A 16,400-nucleotide genomic window follows, 5' to 3' on the forward strand; every position below is an offset into this window, starting at 1 on the left:
CGGACCGTGAGAGACTTTTCTGGTGCGAATCAGCGATTATTGGCGGCTTATGGACGACGAATTCGGCGCCGGGTACTCGCGGGTCCTCAGCAGCACGCTTGTGCTGGCAGGGGTTGGCGGGCGCACCGCGGACCAGGCGCTGGCTGCCGGCGTGGAACCGCGGAAGGTGTGGCTGGCTGTCTGCGACGTCCAGGACGTCCCGGCCGAGCGCAGGCTGGGCCGGGATATAAAGCCCCGCACGAACTAGCCGGAATCTCCTGACACGCCGCGCTCCTGTTCGAATACCTGTTCGGGTAAAGCTATGCTTTTCCTAGCGGGTTATCCACATAGCCGCCGTTATCCGGCCGGAATGTCAGTGGGTCCCATTAGCGTCAGAGATGACCAATAAACGGCCGCTGAGGCCACTCCAAAGCGAGAAAGCATTAGAGGTGTGAACCATGGCGGCAGCCCCGGATCGTGCAAAAGCGCTCGAAGCAGCGCTGGCCCAGATCGACAAGCAGTTCGGTAAAGGCTCAGTCATGCGGCTCGGCGATGAAGTCCGGGCCCCCATCGAGGTCATCCCCACCGGCTCCATCGCCCTGGACGTTGCCCTGGGAATTGGCGGCCTTCCCCGGGGCCGCGTCGTTGAAATCTACGGCCCGGAATCTTCCGGTAAAACCACCGTGGCCCTGCACGCAGTGGCCAATGCCCAGCGCCTGGGCGGCATCGCGGCCTTCATTGACGCCGAACACGCCCTTGATCCGGAGTACGCTGCAAAGCTTGGTGTGGACACGGACGCGCTCCTGGTGTCCCAGCCGGATACCGGCGAGCAGGCCCTCGAAATCATGGACATGCTGGTGGGCTCAGGTTCCCTGGACGTCATCGTGATCGACTCCGTCGCAGCGCTGGTGCCCCGGGCCGAAATTGAAGGCGACATGGGCGACAGCCACGTGGGCCTCCAGGCACGCCTCATGAGCCAGGCCCTGCGTAAGATCACCGGCCGGCTGAGCCAGACCAAGACCACCGCCATCTTCATCAACCAGCTCCGTGAAAAGATCGGTGTCTTCTTCGGTTCCCCCGAAACCACCACCGGCGGTAAGGCCCTTAAGTTCTACGCCTCCATCCGTATCGACGTGCGCCGCATCCAGACCCTCAAGGAGGGCGCGGATTCGGTCGGTAACCGCACCAAGGCGAAGATCGTCAAGAACAAGATGGCACCGCCCTTCAAGGTGGCCGAGTTCGACATCATCTACGGCCAGGGCATCTCCCGCGAGGGCGGAATCATCGACATGGGCGTTGAGCACGGCATCATCAAGAAGTCCGGTTCCTGGTTCACCTACGATGGCGACCAGCTGGGCCAGGGCATGGAGAACTCGCGCCGGTTCCTGCGCGACAACCCGGAGCTGGCCGCCGAGCTCGAGCGCCTGATCAAGGAAAAGCTTGGCGTGGGTGTGAAGCCGGCGGAGCCCGAGTCCAAGGATTCCCCGAAGCTGAAGGCCGTCGACGGGTTCTAACCGTTGACTGGTTTTGAACGGGAGCGGCCCCGCAGCAGCGGGGGCCGCCCGCGGCGGACCCGCCCGGCTTCCCCTGCAGAGGGGGAGCCGCGCGGGCCGGGCGACCCCGACGCACCCCATTACGGTGATCCCGAGCCTGATCCGGTGTCGGTTGCGCAGGCCATTGTCTACCGCCAGTTGACCGCATCGGCCAAGAGCAGGCGGCAGCTCGCACGGAAGCTTGCCGAGCGGAACATCCCCGAGGATGTCGCCGAGGCGGTGCTGGACCGGTTCCAGGAAGCGCGCCTGATCAACGACGCCGACTTCGCCGACATGTGGGTCCGGAGCCGTGCGCAGTCCCGGAAACTGGCAAAGGGGGCCCTCCGGCGCGAGCTGGCGGAGAAAGGCATTGACCAGGAGACGGCCGCGGCAGCCTTGGAACAGTTGTCGGACGCCGACGAAGAGGCCTCTGCAAGGCAGCTTGTGGAGCGTAAGCTCCGCCCCGGGCTGGATCTTCAGGACCGGGCGGAACGGGACAAGGCTGCCCGCCGGCTGGCATCCATGCTGGCGCGCAAGGGCTACCAGCCTTCCCAGGCGTTCCGGATCGTTAATGACGTCCTGGAGTCCCAAGCCGCACCCGACAGCGGCGAACGGTAAAACCGGTACCCTTAACAGGTGAGTTTGACCATCCCTTCCCCCCTTTCCGGTACCGGCACCGCCACAGCGACCGGTGGCGCTCCGCAGGAGGCTGCCCAAAAGCCCCGCACCTACCAGGTGCGGACCTTCGGCTGCCAGATGAACGTCCATGACTCGGAACGCATGGCAGGCATGCTCGAGGACGCAGGGTACGTACCGGCGGACGGTGAGCAGGCCGACGTCGTAGTGTTCAACACCTGCGCCGTGCGTGAAAACGCTGACAACAAGCTCTACGGCAACCTGGGAATCCTCGCTCCGGTGAAGGCGGCGAACCCCGGCATGCAGATTGCGGTGGGCGGCTGCCTGGCGCAGAAGGACCGGGAAACCATCCTGAAAAAGGCGCCGTGGGTGGACGCCGTCTTCGGCACGCACAACGTTGGCGCCCTGCCCGCGCTGCTGGAGCGCGCGCGGCACAACAACGAGGCCCAGCTTGAAATCCTCGAGTCACTGGACGTGTTCCCCTCCACGCTTCCCACCAAACGCGATTCCGTTTACTCGGGCTGGGTATCGATCTCCGTAGGCTGCAACAACACCTGCACCTTCTGCATCGTCCCCGCCCTCCGCGGCAAAGAAAAAGACCGCCGGCCCGGGGACATCCTCGCTGAAATCCAGGCCCTCGTGGACGACGGCGCCATCGAAGTCACTCTCCTCGGCCAGAACGTCAACTCCTACGGCGTCGAATTCGGCGACCGGCTGGCCTTCTCCAAACTCCTCCGGGCCTGTGGCGACATCGAAGGCCTGGAGCGCGTCCGCTTCACCAGCCCGCACCCCGCAGCCTTCACCGACGACGTCATCGACGCCATGGCCGAGACCCCCAATGTCATGCCGCAGCTGCACATGCCGCTGCAGTCGGGCTCGGACAAGGTCCTGCGGGACATGCGGCGCTCGTACAGGTCTACCAAGTTCCTGGGCATCCTGGACAAGGTGCGGGAAAAGATTCCCCATGCCGCCATCTCCACCGACATCATCGTGGGCTTCCCGGGTGAAACGGAAGAGGACTTCCAGGCCACCCTGGACGTTGTGGAAAAGTCCCGTTTCGCCACCGCCTTCACCTTCCAGTATTCCAAGCGCCCGGGCACCCCGGCCGCGGACCTGCCGGACCAGTTGCCCAAAGCCGTGGTGCAGGAACGCTTCGAACGGCTAACCGCCCTCCAGGACAGGATTGCGGCGGAGGAAAACCAGCGCCAGTTGGGCCGCAGGGTTGAGGTCATGGTCACTGCGCAGTCCGGCCGGAAAGCGGGGGAGACCCACCGGCTGTCCGGCCGCTCCCAGGACCAGCGGCTGGTGCACTTCTCCGTGCCCGACGGTGCCCAGGCTCCGCGGCCGGGAGACCTTGTCACCGTCACCATCACCGAGGCCGCAGCCTTCCACCTCGTCGCCGATCCCACCCTTGAGGACTACAGCCTGCGCCGCTCCCGGGCCGGCGACGCTTGGGACAGGTCCCAGGCGGACTCCTGCGGTGCTCCCGGGCCGGGCGCCGGCACAGGGGGCAAGGGCGTCTCGCTGGGCATGCCCGCGCTGCCCGTCCGCACCCGCTGACCGTTGGGCTCCCCGCCTGTCATCGCCGTCGTCGGTCCCACCGGTTCCGGCAAATCGGACCTCGCCGTCAGCCTGGCACTGGAACTGGATGGCGAAGTCATCAACGCCGACGCCATGCAGTTCTACCGCGGCATGGACATCGGAACGGCAAAGATCACCGAGGCCGAACGCAGGGGGGTGCCCCACCACCTGCTGGACATCCTGGAGGTGACCGAGGAAGCCAGCGTGTCGCGGTTCCAGGAGCAGGCGCGCGCCCTGATCGCGGACATCCACGCCCGCGGCAAACGGGCCATCCTGGCCGGCGGTTCCGGCCTGTACGTGCGGGCGGCACTGGATGTCCTGGAATTTCCCGGAACGGACCCGGCCGTGCGCCAACAGCTGGAAGCTGAGCTCGCTGAGAACGGGCAGGCGGTCCTCCTGGAGCGGCTGCGCGACGTGGACCCGGTATCGGCGGGGAGGTTGTCCGACTCCCGGCGCATTATCCGTGCCCTGGAGGTCCACCGGCTCACCGGCAGGCCGTTCAGTTCCTTTATGCCGCAGCGCGAGTATTTCCAGCCCGCCGTCCAAGTGGGACTGGGCGTGGACCGGGAGGTGCTCAGGGAGCGGCTCGCCAGCCGCGTCCACCGCATGGTGGACGCCGGCCTGCTTGCTGAAGTCCAGCGGCTGGACACCCTAGGGCTGCGCCAAGGGAAAACCGCTTCCCGTGCTCTTGGGTACGCGCAGTTCCTCAAGGTGCTCGACGGCGGGTGGACCGTAGCGGAGGCAGCGGAAGACACCATCGTGGCCACCCGGCAGTTCGCGCGGCGCCAGCTCACCTGGTTCCGTGCCGATCCCCGCATCTCCTGGCTGGACTGGCAGGACCCTTCGTTGGTGGCCAAGGCCGCAGCGCTGTGCGAAGCGCCGCGTATTTAGGGCTGACCCGCCCGGCCGGTAACCTTGGAAACATGGACGCAACCCTCGCAGAAACCACCGAGCCGGCCTTCCGCACCCTGAGCGGACTCCGCTTTTCCAAGGGACACGGCACCGGCAACGACTTTGTCCTGGTGGCCGATCCCGAGGGCGTCCACACCATAGCCGCCCAGGACGTGGCAGCCCTGTGCGACCGGCACCGCGGCATCGGCGGGGACGGGCTGATCCGCGCCGTCCCGTCGCGCTTCCTGCCCGAGGGCCGCGAGCTGCTCGCCGCCGCCCCGGACGCCGAATGGTTTATGGACTACCGCAACGGTGACGGCTCTTTGTCCGAGATGTGCGGCAACGGCGTCCGCGTCTTTGTCCATTTCCTCCGCGCCGAGGGGCTGATTGACCTGGCCGACGGCGGCGCCCTCACCATCGGCACGCGCGCGGGCGTCAAGACCGTGGTGCGCACAGGCGAAGACTACGCCGTGGACATGGGGCCGTGGGAGTTCATTTTCCCCGGTGAAGCCACAGCCAAGGCAATGGATTCACTGGTTACCGCTGAGGGCCTGGAAGTTCCCCGCCCTGCACTCTCCGTCAGCATGGGCAACCCCCACACCGTCGTTGCCTTGGCGGAACTGTCGGAACTCGCGGCAACCCGCCTGTTCACGGCGCCCGTGGTGGACCCTGTCCCGGCCCACGGGACCAACGTTGAGTTCGTGGTTCCGTCAGAGCCCCTGGTGCACGACGGCGTCGGGACGGTGACCATGCGCGTGCATGAACGCGGGGTGGGGGAGACCCAGTCGTGCGGAACCGGGGCTTGTGCAGCGGCAGTGGCCATCCGTCACTGGGCAGGCGCGGAAGCCCCCGACACCTGGCGCGTTCACGTTCCAGGCGGCGTGGTTGGCGTCAAGTTCTTTGCCGGCCCGGCGGGGCATGAACATGTCGAGCTGAGTGGCCCGGCCGTTATTGTGGCAACCGGGACGCTTTCCTGACCTTCAGGATCCGGAAGGACTTGGACGTCGACTCCCGGCTGACACTGAAGGATTCGTCCAGCTCCGCAGCAAGCCAGCGTTGGAGCGAGTCGGCCCCCAGGTTCTTCTGCACCACCAGCCACGCTGTTCCGCCCGGCGCAAGGCGGGGCAGCCACAGCTTCAGGAGCGAGTGCAGTTCGTCCTTGCCGATCCGGATGGGCGGATTGGACCAGATGGTGTCAAAGCGCACGTCCGGGTCCACGGCTTCAGGGGTACTGGCGGTGACGTTGGCCAGTCCCAGCGCCGCAGCGTTCTCATTCGTCAGGGTGATGCAGCGTTCGTTGACATCCACCGCGTAGACCCGGGCTGAGGGCGACTTCAGGGCCATGGTCAGGGCAATCGGGCCCCAGCCGCAGCCGATGTCCAGCAGGTTCCCCTGCGGCGCGGGGGGCGGGACCTCGGCGAGGAGGATGGCGGTGCCCTTGTCGATCCCGTCCGGGCTGAAGATGCCGGTGGAAGTCTGCAGCCTGCGCACCTGCCCTGCGAGTTCGACACTCAGCGGCTTGCGGGTAAAAGGGCCGGCGGGTGTTGCGCTGAAATAATGTGCGGACTCCATAACTGGCCAGAGTAGTTCCCCTTGCAGCGTAAAGGGAAACTGCCGGGCAGGCCCCTCTGCTACGCTGGTGGGCATGTTCCTGATCTTCGAGTAGCCGGCACGGGCCCAGCCCGTCCCGCAGCCTGTCTTCAAGCGACAGCATGTCCCACCCAGCGATGCAGGTTTTGAACCTTCCGCTGCGTGCACCGGCCAACGGATTTCCGCCTGCCGGTCGCCGGACGACACTCGAAGGTCAGCCTCCCGCTGGACTTCCCGCCGTTTTTCCGGCTGTCCATCTCTGCCACGAATCGACGTCGTGGCATGTCCGCCGGCGCTGCCTCCTGCAGCGCCAGGCCCAACAAGCCAGGAGGCTTGGATGACCGCAGGCCGTCAGCCCAGCGCGAATACTTCACCAATCACCATCATTCGGCACTATTCTGGAACTGCCGAATCTTCAAAGGAGACCATGACCAGCCAGCCCAACACCGGATCAGATCCAGCCGCCCAGGACATGAGTCCTGCCGAAATCCAGGCTGTCATCGACCGGATTCTCTCCAAGGATGTACCGGCCAGGAACCTCAGCACGCCGGGCGGTGACGAGGGCCGTGACGGGAAGGCTATGCTCGGCAAAGCCCAGGCGATTTCCCGCCTGGACGAAGAACACACAACGTACGACGGTGACCAGCAGGACCTCGAGGAACGCCGCGCCCTGCGCCGCACAGCAGGCCTTTCCACTGAACTGGAAGACGTCACCGAGGTTGAGTACCGGCAGTTGCGCCTTGAGCGGGTGGTCCTGGCCGGCCTCTGGTCCGAAGGGACCCTGGCCGACGCCGAGAACTCTCTGCGGGAGCTTGCAGCCCTCGCCGAAACTGCCGGTTCCGAGGTCCTGGACGGGCTGGTCCAGCGGCGCGACAAGCCGGATCCCGGAACGTTCCTCGGCTCGGGCAAGGCCCTGGAGCTCCGGGACATCGTGATGTCCACCGGTGCGGACACGGTTGTGGTGGATGCCGAGCTCGCGCCCTCCCAGCGCCGGGGCCTGGAGGACATCGTCAAGGTTAAGGTGATCGACCGGACGGCCCTGATCCTGGACATTTTCGCCCAGCACGCCAAGAGCCGTGAAGGCAAGGCCCAGGTGGAGCTGGCGCAGCTGGAATACCTTCTGCCGCGCCTGCGCGGCTGGGGCGAGTCGATGTCCCGCCAGGCCGGTGGCCAGGTGGGCAGCGCGGCCGCCGGCATGGGTTCGCGTGGTCCCGGTGAGACAAAGATCGAGCTGGATCGCCGCCGCATCCGTACAAGGATGGCCAAGCTGCGGCGGGAGATCGCCGCAATGAAGCCCGCCCGCGAGACCAAACGGGCCAACCGCCGTCGTAATGCCGTGCCGTCCGTGGCGATCGCCGGGTACACCAACGCCGGCAAGTCCTCGCTGCTGAACCGCCTCACCGACGCCGGTGTCCTGGTGGAGAACGCACTGTTCGCCACCCTGGATCCCACCGTCCGCAAAGCGGAAACTGCGGACGGCCTCGGCTACACCCTGGCCGATACTGTCGGCTTTGTCCGTTCGTTGCCAACCCAGCTGGTGGAGGCGTTCCGCTCCACGCTCGAGGAAGTCGCGGACGCGGACCTCATCCTGCACGTGGTGGACGTCTCGCACCCGGATCCTGAGGGCCAGATCGCCGCAGTGCGCAAGGTCTTCAGCGAAGTGGACGCCCGGAAGGTGCCCGAAATCATCGTGCTCAACAAAGCCGACGCCGCTGATCCCTTCGTGGTGGAACGGCTCAAGCAGCGCGAGCCGCGGCACGTGGTGGTCTCGGCCCGCACGGGGGAAGGCATCGCAGAGCTGCTGAAGGCAATCAGCGACGCCATTCCCCGGCCCAGCGTCAAGCTGGAACTGCTCATCCCGTACGACCGCGGGGACCTGATGAGCAAGCTTCACGATTCCGACGCCGAGATCATCAGCGTCGACCACGTTGAGGCCGGTACCAGGGCTGTCGTGATGGTCCGGGAAGGCTTCGCGGCTGAACTGGAACCTTTCGTCAGCAATGACTGAGGCCGTGGCAGGAGAAGCCACGGAAACGGCCGTCGAGCAGTTCGTGATCGAACTGCTCGACCGGGCCGTGGCCGGCATGGGCGGGCAAAGCCGCGCCGGCCAGCATGAGATGGCCAGGCAGGTGGCCCGTGCCATTGAAACGGGGGACCACCTCCTGGTCCAGGCGGGGACCGGCACCGGCAAGTCCCTGGCCTACCTCATCCCCCTGATCGCGCATGCCCTGCAGAGCAACAAGCCCGCCCTGGTGTCAACGGCCACCCTGGCCCTCCAGACGCAGATTGTGGGCCGGGACCTGCCCCGCCTGCTCAAAGCGATCACCCCCGCCTTGGACAGGCCGGTCAAAGTGGCCCTGGTCAAGGGCCGTTCCAATTACGTGTGCCGGCACAAGCTGGAAGGCGGCTTCCCCAGCGAGGAGCCAGCCGAGGGCCAGCTGTTCAGCCTGGGCGAGGACACCAGCGTGCCCCACTTCGCGGCAGCCGTGGGCGGCCCGTCGTCCCAGCTCGGCAAAGAGGTTGTGCGGCTCCGGGAATGGGCGGAGAAGACCCACACCGGGGACCGTGACGAGCTCCTCCCGGGAGTGACGGACCGCGCCTGGCGGCAGGTGTCCGTGACTTCCATGGAGTGCCTGGGCGCCCAGAAGTGCCCCATGGCTGCGGAATGCTTCAGTGAGCTCGCGCGCCAGGATGCTGCGGAAGCAGACGTGGTGGTCACCAACCACGCGATGCTTGCCGTCAGCGCGTTCGAGGGCCTGGCCGTCCTGCCCGAGTACGACGTCGTGGTGGTGGATGAGGCCCATGAACTTCAGGACCGGGTCACGGGGGCGGTCTCAGGCCAGCTTTCCGTGGCCATGGTCCACGCTGCTGCTGCCGGCGCGCGGAAGCACACCGCCATTACCGTTGACGCGCTGAATGCCGCAGCCGCCAACCTGGAGCTTGCCCTGGCGGGCGTGCCGAACGGCCTGCTGCCGAACGGGCTCAACGACGAACAGCTGGACTGCGTGGACCAGTTGCGCGACGCCTGCCGTGCTGCCCTCTCGGATTCGAAGGGGGACAGCAGCACCACGGCCGACGGCGGCAGGCAGCTCGCGCGGTCCCGGCTCCTGCTCATCCTGGAACTTTGCGAACGGCTCCTCGCAGCCCGGGAGAACCGCGAAGTGGTGTGGTTCTCGCGCGCCAGTTCTTTTGACCCGGCGCAGGGATTCTCCCAGCCGGACGAGACCGCCCCCGCCTTGATCAACATCGCGCCGCTGTCCGTTGCCGGAAGGCTGCGGGAAGGGCTCTTCGCAGGCCACACGGTGGTGCTGACTTCAGCGACGCTGGCCATCGGATCGGCGTTCGAACCGGCCGCAGGCGGACTGGGACTGGTGGGTGACGGGGCCCCGAGCTGGACGGGCGTGGACGTGGGATCGCCCTTCGACTACCAGAAGCAGGGCATCCTCTATGTGGCCGGTCACCTGCCGAAGCCGGGCAGGGGCGGGTCGCCGGAAGCGCTGGACGAGCTGGAAGCCCTGATCCGTGCTTCAGGTGGCGGGGCGCTGTGCCTCTTCTCCTCCCGCCGGGGGGCAGAAGAAGCGGCCGAGGCACTGCGTCCCAAGCTGGGCATGACGGTCCTCTGCCAAGGTGACTCCACCATGACCGGCCTGGTGAAGCAGTTCGCCGACGAGCCCGATACCTGCCTGTTCGGAACCATGTCCCTCTGGCAGGGCGTGGACGTCCCGGGAGGCTCGTGCCGGCTTGTGGTGATCGACAGGATTCCTTTTCCGCGGCCGGACGATCCCCTTATGACCGCCCGTTCACGGGCCGTGGCACAGGCCGGCGGGAACGGCTTTATGACGGTTTCCGCCACGCACGCCGCGATCCGGCTCGCCCAGGGGGCAGGCCGGCTGATCCGTTCCACCGGCGACAGGGGAGTGGTGGCCGTCCTTGACTCCCGGCTCGCCACCGAGCGCTACGCTGGGTTCCTCCGGGCTGCCCTGCCGCCGTTCTGGGCCACGACAGACCGGACGACGGCGATTGCCGCCCTGGAGCGGCTGGCCCGGGAAAACGCCTGAGCCGTCAGGCAGATTGAACAGGCCGTACCAGGGCAAACATGGCCTGGTGCGGGGCTGGGCAGGGCGTTACAGCGAGCGGAGTACCGAGACAACCTTGCCCATGATCGTGGCGTGGTCCCCAAGGATGGGTTCGTACTGGGTGTTCTGCGGGAGCAGCCACGTGTGGCCGTCGCGTTGGCGGAAGGTCTTGACGGTGGCCTCGTCATCGAGGAGCGCAGCCACGATATCCCCATTGGCCGCATCCTGCTGGCGGCGAACCACAACCCAGTCACCGTCGCAGATGGCTGCATCCACCATGGAATCCCCGGCCACTTTCAACATGAACAGTTCGCCCTGCCCCACCAGCTGCCTGGGGAGCGGCATCACGTCCTCCACCAGCTGGTCAGCAAGGATGGGACCGCCCGCCGCGATCCGGCCCACCAGGGGAACCATGGCTGTGTCCAGGGCGGTGGGCAGTTCGGTGACAGTGCCTGCGCCCGGTGAACGCGGGGCGGACGGCTGGCTTGCGGGCTTTGCAGCCCCGCCATCCAGGGTGAGTGGCATCAGGACCTCCATGGCCCGCGGACGCTTGGGGTCGCGGCGGAGGTAGCCAAGTTTCTCCAGCTGGGACAGTTGGTACGTGACGCTCGAAAGGCTCGCCAGTCCCACGGTGTCGCCGATCTCCCGCATGGAAGGCGGGTACCCGTTCTCATTGACCGAACGCTGGATGGTTTCGAGGATCTTCTTCTGCCGTGGAGTCAGGCCCTTGGCGGTCCTCTTCGGTTGCGCGGTTCCCCTGCCCCCGGCGGCTGCTGCTGCCATATTCGCCAATGCCTTTCGGTTTCCGCCGGGCCGCTCCACGGCCAGGCCCTGGAAGGTCCCGTCCTTGAATGTCAGACCCTGCTGGTCGACTGTCCAGGTGGTTGTTCTTTGGTTCAAAACTAGGCCAGCCGCATTGCTTTTTCAAACATTTGTTCTAGCGAGTCTCGACAAGATTCGTTGATAGGTGCTAAAACTGAGGAAGCAAAGTTCGAATATATGTTCTACTCACTGCCCCGGTCATTCGAAGACCAGGCCGGAAGGCCGCCGGGTGCAGGTGGTGGGGAGGACGTCCGGGCAGCACAGTACGGTCCAGGAGGGCTTAGATCATGTCAGCTACATCTGTTTCGCGGGGTTCACGCCAGCAGCTGCTTTCGGTGCAGCAAATCCTGTCCGAGTCCGAGATCCGGCAGGCCGAACGGCCGGCGCCGCTTCCGCCGCTCCGCCTGACGCGCCGCGGCCGCATCGTGCTGATCGGGATTCCGCTGGTCATGCTGGCGGCCCTGCTCCTCTCCCTGGCGGGCTTCTTCAATGCCCCGGCCAAGGCGTCGGAGTCTGCTGCTGATCTTGCTACCACGCCCACTGTCACGGTCACCGTCCAGCCCGGCGAGTCGCTGTGGGGCATTGCGGCCAGCGTCGCACCCGAGCGCGACCCTCGGGACGTCGTGGCGGACATCGTCCAGCTCAACAACCTGCCTGCCGGCGCGGTCTTCCCCGGCCAGCAGCTGTTCGTGCCCGCCACCTAGCCCCCGGGCATCATGCCTGTCCGGCAACGGAAGGGGCGCAGCACGCCGAGGGCGAACAGGGAGCCGTCACATTTTCCGGTGTCCGGCGCGGGCACTAAACTGTTCAGGTGAATGACCAGCTAGAGCGCCTGAACCGGCTTCCCCTCCGCAGCAACCTCCGTGGGCTTACCCCCTACGGCGCGCCCCAGCTGGACGTTCCAATTCTCCTGAACGTCAATGAAAACACCCACGGGGTCCCGGCGGACGTCAGGTCAGCCATCAGCGCAGCGGTGTCAGAGGCGGCAGCCGGCCTCAACCGATACCCGGACCGGGAATTCACGGACCTGCGGAAGGCGCTGGCGGAGTACCTGGGGCACGGGCTGGACGAATCCAACCTGTGGGCGGCCAACGGCTCCAACGAAGTCCTGCAACAGATACTCCAGGCCTTCGGAGGCCCGGGACGCACGGCGCTCGGATTCCCTCCCACGTACTCCATGTATCCCCTGCTGGCCAGCGGAACAGACACCGAATACATTGTGGGCGAGCGGGCCGAAGGCTACGGGCTGAGTGCTGAATCCGCAGCGCGGCAGGTCAAGGAGCTGCAGCCCAACATCGTCTTCCTGTGCTCACCCAACAACCCCACGGGAACCGGCCTTGGGCTGGACGTGGTGGAAGCCGTCTACGAGGCCGGCGAGGCAAGCCAGACGATCGTCATCGTCGACGAGGCGTACCACGAGTTTGCGCATGACGGAACGCCCAGTGCGCTGACGCTGCTGCCAGGCCGGGAACGGCTGATCGTCTCGAGGACCATGAGCAAGGCGTTCGCGCTGGCCGGCGCACGCCTCGGCTACATGGCGGCAGCCCCCGAAGTTACCGATGCACTGCGGCTGGTCCGGCTTCCGTACCACCTTTCCGCCATCACGCAGGCCACCGCCCTCGCAGCCCTCCAGCACCGGGAGGCGCTGATGGCGGATGTGGAAGACATCAAACGGCAGCGGGACCGCATCGTCTCCGAGCTGACGCGGATGGGCCTCAAGCCTGCCGCCTCAGACTCCAACTACGTATTCTTCGGCGGCCTGGAGGACCCCCACCAGGTGTGGCAGGGGCTGCTGGAGGCCGGCGTCCTGGTCCGGGATGTGGGAATCCCCGGGCATCTCCGCGTCACGGCCGGAACTGAGACCGAAACCACAGCCTTCCTGACCTCCCTCGAAAGCATCCTTGCCAGCCAGGCCAAGCTTCCCGCCTAGACTGGAAGAACCGGCGCTGGACGCCCGAACCACCCCTTCTGCCCAAAAGGACCCCAAGCATGAGTACCACCGGATCGAATGTTGCCGCGGCCCGGACCGCGCGCATGGAACGTGCCACCAGTGAGTCCTCCGTGCTCGTGGAAATCAACCTTGACGGTACCGGCACCTCGGACATCGACACGTCGGTGCCGTTCTACGACCACATGCTCACCGCGCTCTGCAAGCACTCCCTGATCGACATGACCGTCAAAGCCACCGGTGACATCCACATCGATGTCCACCACACGGTGGAGGACGTGGCCATCACCTTCGGCGAAGTGCTGCGCACCGCCTTGGGGAACAAAGCAGGCATCCGCAGGTTCGGAGAAGCCACCGTTCCCCTTGACGAAGCACTGGCCCACGCCGTGGTGGACGTTTCCGGGCGTCCGTATCTGGTGCACGGGGGCGAGCCTGCCGGCCAGGAATACCACCTCATCGGCGGCCACTTCACCGGATCCCTCACCCGCCACGTCTTCGAAGCAATCACCCTGCACGCCGGCATCTGCCTGCACATGAACGTCATCGCGGGCCGGGATCCCCACCACATTGTCGAGGCCCAGTTCAAGGCCTTCGCCCGGGCACTTCGCGCAGCCGTGGAACCGGATCCTCGCGTTGAGGGAATCCCGTCCACCAAGGGTGCGCTGTGAGCGGGCAGGTCCTGCGGGACGGCGCCATCGTCGACCCCTCGGCCTCCCGGAAGCTGCCCTCGCCCGAAGGCAAGCCCACCGTGACGGTCCTGGACTACGGTTCCGGTAACGTCCGGTCCGCAGTGCGTGCCCTCGAACGCGCCGGCGCGGAAGTCATCCTCAGCTCCAAGCCCGAGGACGTCCTGAACGCGGACGGCCTGGTGGTTCCCGGCGTCGGCGCCTTCGAAACGGTGATGCGTGAGCTCAAAGCGGTGGACGGCATCCGCCTCATCGGCAGGCGGGTGGCCGGCGGCCGCCCGGTCCTGGGCATCTGCGTGGGGCTCCAGGTGCTCTTTGAGGCAGGCGTCGAACACGGCACGGAGGCGGAGGGTATCGGTGAATGGCCGGGCAAGGTGGAGCTCCTGCCCGCTGACGTGGTGCCGCACATGGGCTGGAACACCGTGAAGGTGCCGGAGGGATCCAAGCTGTTCGCCGGCGTCGAAAACGAGCGGTTCTACTTTGTGCACTCGTATGGCGTGCAGGAATGGAACTTCGATGTTGTCCAGCCTCGGATGGCCGCACCCCTGGTTACCTGGTCCGAGCACGGCGGCCCCTTCATTGCTGCGGTCGAAAACGGTCCGCTGTGTGCCACCCAGTTCCACCCGGAGAAGTCGGGTGACGCCGGCGCCCGGCTGCTGCACAACTGGGTGCACAACCTGAAGAAGCCTGCTGCCGGTGCCGCGGCGCCCGCCGGCGTCCCATCAAGGGAAGACGGCACCACCTAGATGTGGTGGTCCGTCCTCCTGATGGGGCTCGCCGGCCTGCTGATCGGCGGCGCCCTGTCATTCAGGCAGCAGCACAAGCCGCTCTGGACCCAGATATCGTTCTACGTTTTGGCGGGCATGTCCCTGCTCGCTGCCTACCTGCTGACGCTGCCCGGCAACTGACCGGCAGCTGGCCACACTGACCCCGACCCGAAGGATTGACATGACCACCGCAACCGATCTGCCGGTTCTTGAACTGCTGCCCGCCGTCGACGTCGTCAATGGCCAGGCCGTCCGGCTGGTCCAGGGGGAAGCGGGCAGTGAGACCAGCTACGGCACCCCGCTGGAAGCCGCCCTGAACTGGCAGCAGCAGGGTGCCGAGTGGGTGCACCTGGTGGACCTCGATGCCGCATTCGGCCGCGGCTCGAACGCGGAACTGCTCCGCGACGTGGTGGGCCGTCTGGACATCAAAGTGGAACTTTCCGGCGGTCTCCGTGACGACGAAACCCTCGAAGCGGCCTTGGACCTCGGCGTGGCCCGGGTGAACCTGGGAACCGCCGCGCTGGAGAACCCCGAATGGACGCGCCGGGCCATCGAACGCTTTGGCGACAAAATCGCCGTCGGACTTGATGTCCGCGGCACCACGCTCTCCGGCCGGGGCTGGACCAAGGAAGGCGGGGACCTCTGGGACGTCCTGGGCCGCCTCGAGGAAGCAGGCTGCAGCCGCTACGTGGTCACGGACGTGACCAAAGACGGCACGCTGCAGGGACCCAATGTAGAACTCCTCCGCCAGATGGTGGAAAAGACAGGCAAGCCGGTGGTCGCGTCAGGCGGCATTTCCAGCCTCGACGACCTGAAGGTCCTCCGTTCCTTGGTGCCTTTGGGTGTCGAGGGTGCCATCGTGGGCAAGGCCCTCTATGCGGGCGCTTTCACGCTGCCCGAAGCGCTCGACGTCGCCGGCCGCCGCTAGGCCGCCCCGGCGCAGCAAAAGGCAAGCGATGGCCAGCAACGAAACCGGACCCGGGGTCCCTCCGCAACGACACCTTCCCGGCCATATCGCCGCCGCGCTGGCAGGTGCGGGAGGCGTTGCCGACTCCGCCGGGCAACCGTGGGCCGGACGCAGCCTGGCCGGTGAACACGCCAAAATCCATAACTTCGAGGACGACGACGGAACGGCCAGCAGCGCCTACCTGGCCGCCATAGCAGCGCTCCGGGAAGGGACCGGGGACGAAGCAGGCGTAGTGGCGTCACTCGCCAGCGCCCGGGTCTTCATCCCCATCGTCGCCCAGCTCGCAGAGGATGCCGAGGGCGCCCACGGCCTGAGCTCCGACAAACAGGCGGACATGGCCCTGGTAACCCTCAAAGCCGCCGACGGCAGGACGGCAATGCCCGCCTTCACCACCACGGCTGCCCTGGCCGCCTGGCACCCGGACGCCAGGCCGGTTGCCGTCTACGCTGCCCGCGCGGCGCTCTCGGCCGTCGCAGAGGGCGCCGAGCTGCTGGTCCTTGATCCGGGCTCCGAGTTCACGTTCGTGGTGCGCCGGCCCGGGGTCTGGGCCCTGGCGCAGCAGCACGGGTGGGTCCCCTCCTACGAGGACGGAGAGCTGGCGGAAGAGATGGTCCGGGCCGCTGCGGGGTTTCCCGCAGTGCGGAGCATCGACCTGGTGCCGGGCAGGGGAGTGGCCGCCCGCGCCGCCGATGGGACCGTGGTTGCCGGCGGCGGCCCGGGGCCTGAACTGCAGGTTGTGCTCTACCTTGAAGACGGCCTTGATGCGGCCGGAGTGCAGGAACTCGTGGCAGGCCTCCAGGCGCAGTGGTCGCGGAATGTATTGTTTGGGGAGCGCGTCGACTCGATCGAGGTCAAGTTGAGGCGCGCAGACCGCTAGCCGCAGCCAGGCGGGGTGATCCCCGGCCCAACTGCGGCAGACGTGAGG

Annotated in this window: 17 protein-coding genes; 15 read left to right on the top strand and 2 right to left on the bottom strand. The window is 66.6% G+C overall.

Annotated features, from left to right (window positions below; translation table 11 throughout):
• Window positions 1–22 precede the first annotated feature (22 nt).
• The 6 genes from FHJ30_RS07835 to dapF all read left to right on the top strand — a co-directional run bounded on the left by FHJ30_RS07835 (window position 23) and on the right by dapF (window position 5,596).
• The gene (locus tag FHJ30_RS07835; protein WP_139028730.1) at window positions 23–247 is read left to right on the top strand and encodes a DUF3046 domain-containing protein; all 225 of its coding nucleotides are present in this window, start codon (window positions 23–25) and stop codon (window positions 245–247) included.
• A 190-nt stretch (window positions 248–437) separates the two neighbouring features.
• The gene (gene recA / locus FHJ30_RS07840) at window positions 438–1,493 is read left to right on the top strand and encodes a recombinase RecA (protein WP_066274884.1); all 1,056 of its coding nucleotides are present in this window, start codon (window positions 438–440) and stop codon (window positions 1,491–1,493) included.
• Window positions 1,494–1,637: 144 nt separating this feature from the next.
• Window positions 1,638–2,129, top strand: a complete 492-nt coding sequence (locus FHJ30_RS07845; protein ID WP_139028731.1) for a regulatory protein RecX — start codon at window positions 1,638–1,640, stop codon at window positions 2,127–2,129.
• An 18-nt stretch (window positions 2,130–2,147) separates the two neighbouring features.
• The gene (miaB, locus tag FHJ30_RS07850) at window positions 2,148–3,707 is read left to right on the top strand and encodes a tRNA (N6-isopentenyl adenosine(37)-C2)-methylthiotransferase MiaB (RefSeq protein WP_139028732.1); all 1,560 of its coding nucleotides are present in this window, start codon (window positions 2,148–2,150) and stop codon (window positions 3,705–3,707) included.
• A gap of 3 nt (window positions 3,708–3,710) precedes the next feature.
• Window positions 3,711–4,619 (top strand): tRNA (adenosine(37)-N6)-dimethylallyltransferase MiaA, encoded by a 909-nt coding sequence (gene miaA / locus FHJ30_RS07855; RefSeq protein ID WP_139028733.1) that lies wholly within the window; start codon window positions 3,711–3,713, stop codon window positions 4,617–4,619.
• A 32-nt stretch (window positions 4,620–4,651) separates the two neighbouring features.
• Window positions 4,652–5,596: a diaminopimelate epimerase gene (gene dapF, locus FHJ30_RS07860; protein ID WP_139028734.1), complete on the top strand. Its 945-nt coding sequence runs from the start codon at window positions 4,652–4,654 to the stop codon at window positions 5,594–5,596.
• Here the strand turns inward: dapF and FHJ30_RS07865 are convergent.
• Window positions 5,568–6,191 (bottom strand): class I SAM-dependent methyltransferase, encoded by a 624-nt coding sequence (locus tag FHJ30_RS07865; protein WP_139028735.1) that lies wholly within the window; start codon window positions 6,189–6,191, stop codon window positions 5,568–5,570. The two genes, dapF and FHJ30_RS07865, sit on opposite strands and share 29 nt — an antisense overlap.
• Window positions 6,192–6,636: 445 nt before the next feature.
• On the opposite strand from FHJ30_RS07865, the gene hflX reads away from it, so the two are divergent.
• On the top strand, window positions 6,637–8,217 hold the full coding sequence (hflX, locus tag FHJ30_RS07870) for a GTPase HflX (RefSeq protein ID WP_139028736.1): 1,581 nt from the start codon (window positions 6,637–6,639) through the stop codon (window positions 8,215–8,217).
• A complete protein-coding gene (locus FHJ30_RS07875) occupies window positions 8,210–10,267 on the top strand; it encodes an ATP-dependent DNA helicase (RefSeq protein ID WP_139028737.1) in 2,058 nt (685 codons plus the stop codon). The genes hflX and FHJ30_RS07875 overlap by 8 nt, the downstream gene beginning before the upstream one ends.
• A 66-nt stretch (window positions 10,268–10,333) precedes the next feature.
• Here the strand turns inward: FHJ30_RS07875 and lexA are convergent, their stop codons facing one another.
• A complete protein-coding gene (lexA, locus tag FHJ30_RS07880) occupies window positions 10,334–11,068 on the bottom strand; it encodes a transcriptional repressor LexA (RefSeq protein ID WP_139028738.1) in 735 nt (244 codons plus the stop codon).
• 374 nt (window positions 11,069–11,442) lie between these two features.
• On the opposite strand from lexA, the gene FHJ30_RS07885 reads away from it, so the two are divergent.
• The 7 genes from FHJ30_RS07885 (at window position 11,443) to FHJ30_RS07910 (ending at window position 16,352) form a co-directional block, all read left to right on the top strand.
• Window positions 11,443–11,811, top strand: a complete 369-nt coding sequence (locus FHJ30_RS07885) for a LysM peptidoglycan-binding domain-containing protein (RefSeq protein WP_370633191.1) — start codon at window positions 11,443–11,445, stop codon at window positions 11,809–11,811.
• A gap of 107 nt (window positions 11,812–11,918) precedes the next feature.
• Window positions 11,919–13,037: a histidinol-phosphate transaminase gene (locus tag FHJ30_RS07890; protein WP_139028740.1), complete on the top strand. Its 1,119-nt coding sequence runs from the start codon at window positions 11,919–11,921 to the stop codon at window positions 13,035–13,037.
• A gap of 59 nt (window positions 13,038–13,096) precedes the next feature.
• Window positions 13,097–13,723: an imidazoleglycerol-phosphate dehydratase HisB gene (gene hisB, locus FHJ30_RS07895; RefSeq protein ID WP_066274905.1), complete on the top strand. Its 627-nt coding sequence runs from the start codon at window positions 13,097–13,099 to the stop codon at window positions 13,721–13,723.
• Window positions 13,720–14,487 (top strand): imidazole glycerol phosphate synthase subunit HisH, encoded by a 768-nt coding sequence (gene hisH / locus FHJ30_RS07900; protein WP_139028741.1) that lies wholly within the window; start codon window positions 13,720–13,722, stop codon window positions 14,485–14,487. Before hisB ends, hisH begins: the two co-directional genes overlap by 4 nt.
• Window positions 14,488–14,649, top strand: a complete 162-nt coding sequence (locus FHJ30_RS21330) for a hypothetical protein (protein WP_171058961.1) — start codon at window positions 14,488–14,490, stop codon at window positions 14,647–14,649. It begins immediately after the preceding gene.
• Window positions 14,650–14,689: 40 nt separating this feature from the next.
• Window positions 14,690–15,436: a bifunctional 1-(5-phosphoribosyl)-5-((5-phosphoribosylamino)methylideneamino)imidazole-4-carboxamide isomerase/phosphoribosylanthranilate isomerase PriA gene (gene priA, locus FHJ30_RS07905; RefSeq protein WP_139028742.1), complete on the top strand. Its 747-nt coding sequence runs from the start codon at window positions 14,690–14,692 to the stop codon at window positions 15,434–15,436.
• Window positions 15,437–15,464: 28 nt separating this feature from the next.
• A complete protein-coding gene (locus FHJ30_RS07910; RefSeq protein ID WP_139028743.1) occupies window positions 15,465–16,352 on the top strand; it encodes an SseB family protein in 888 nt (295 codons plus the stop codon).
• Window positions 16,353–16,400: the final 48 nt, after the last annotated feature.

Source organism: Arthrobacter sp. BB-1, assembly GCF_006151685.1.
GTDB lineage: Bacteria > Actinomycetota > Actinomycetes > Actinomycetales > Micrococcaceae > Arthrobacter.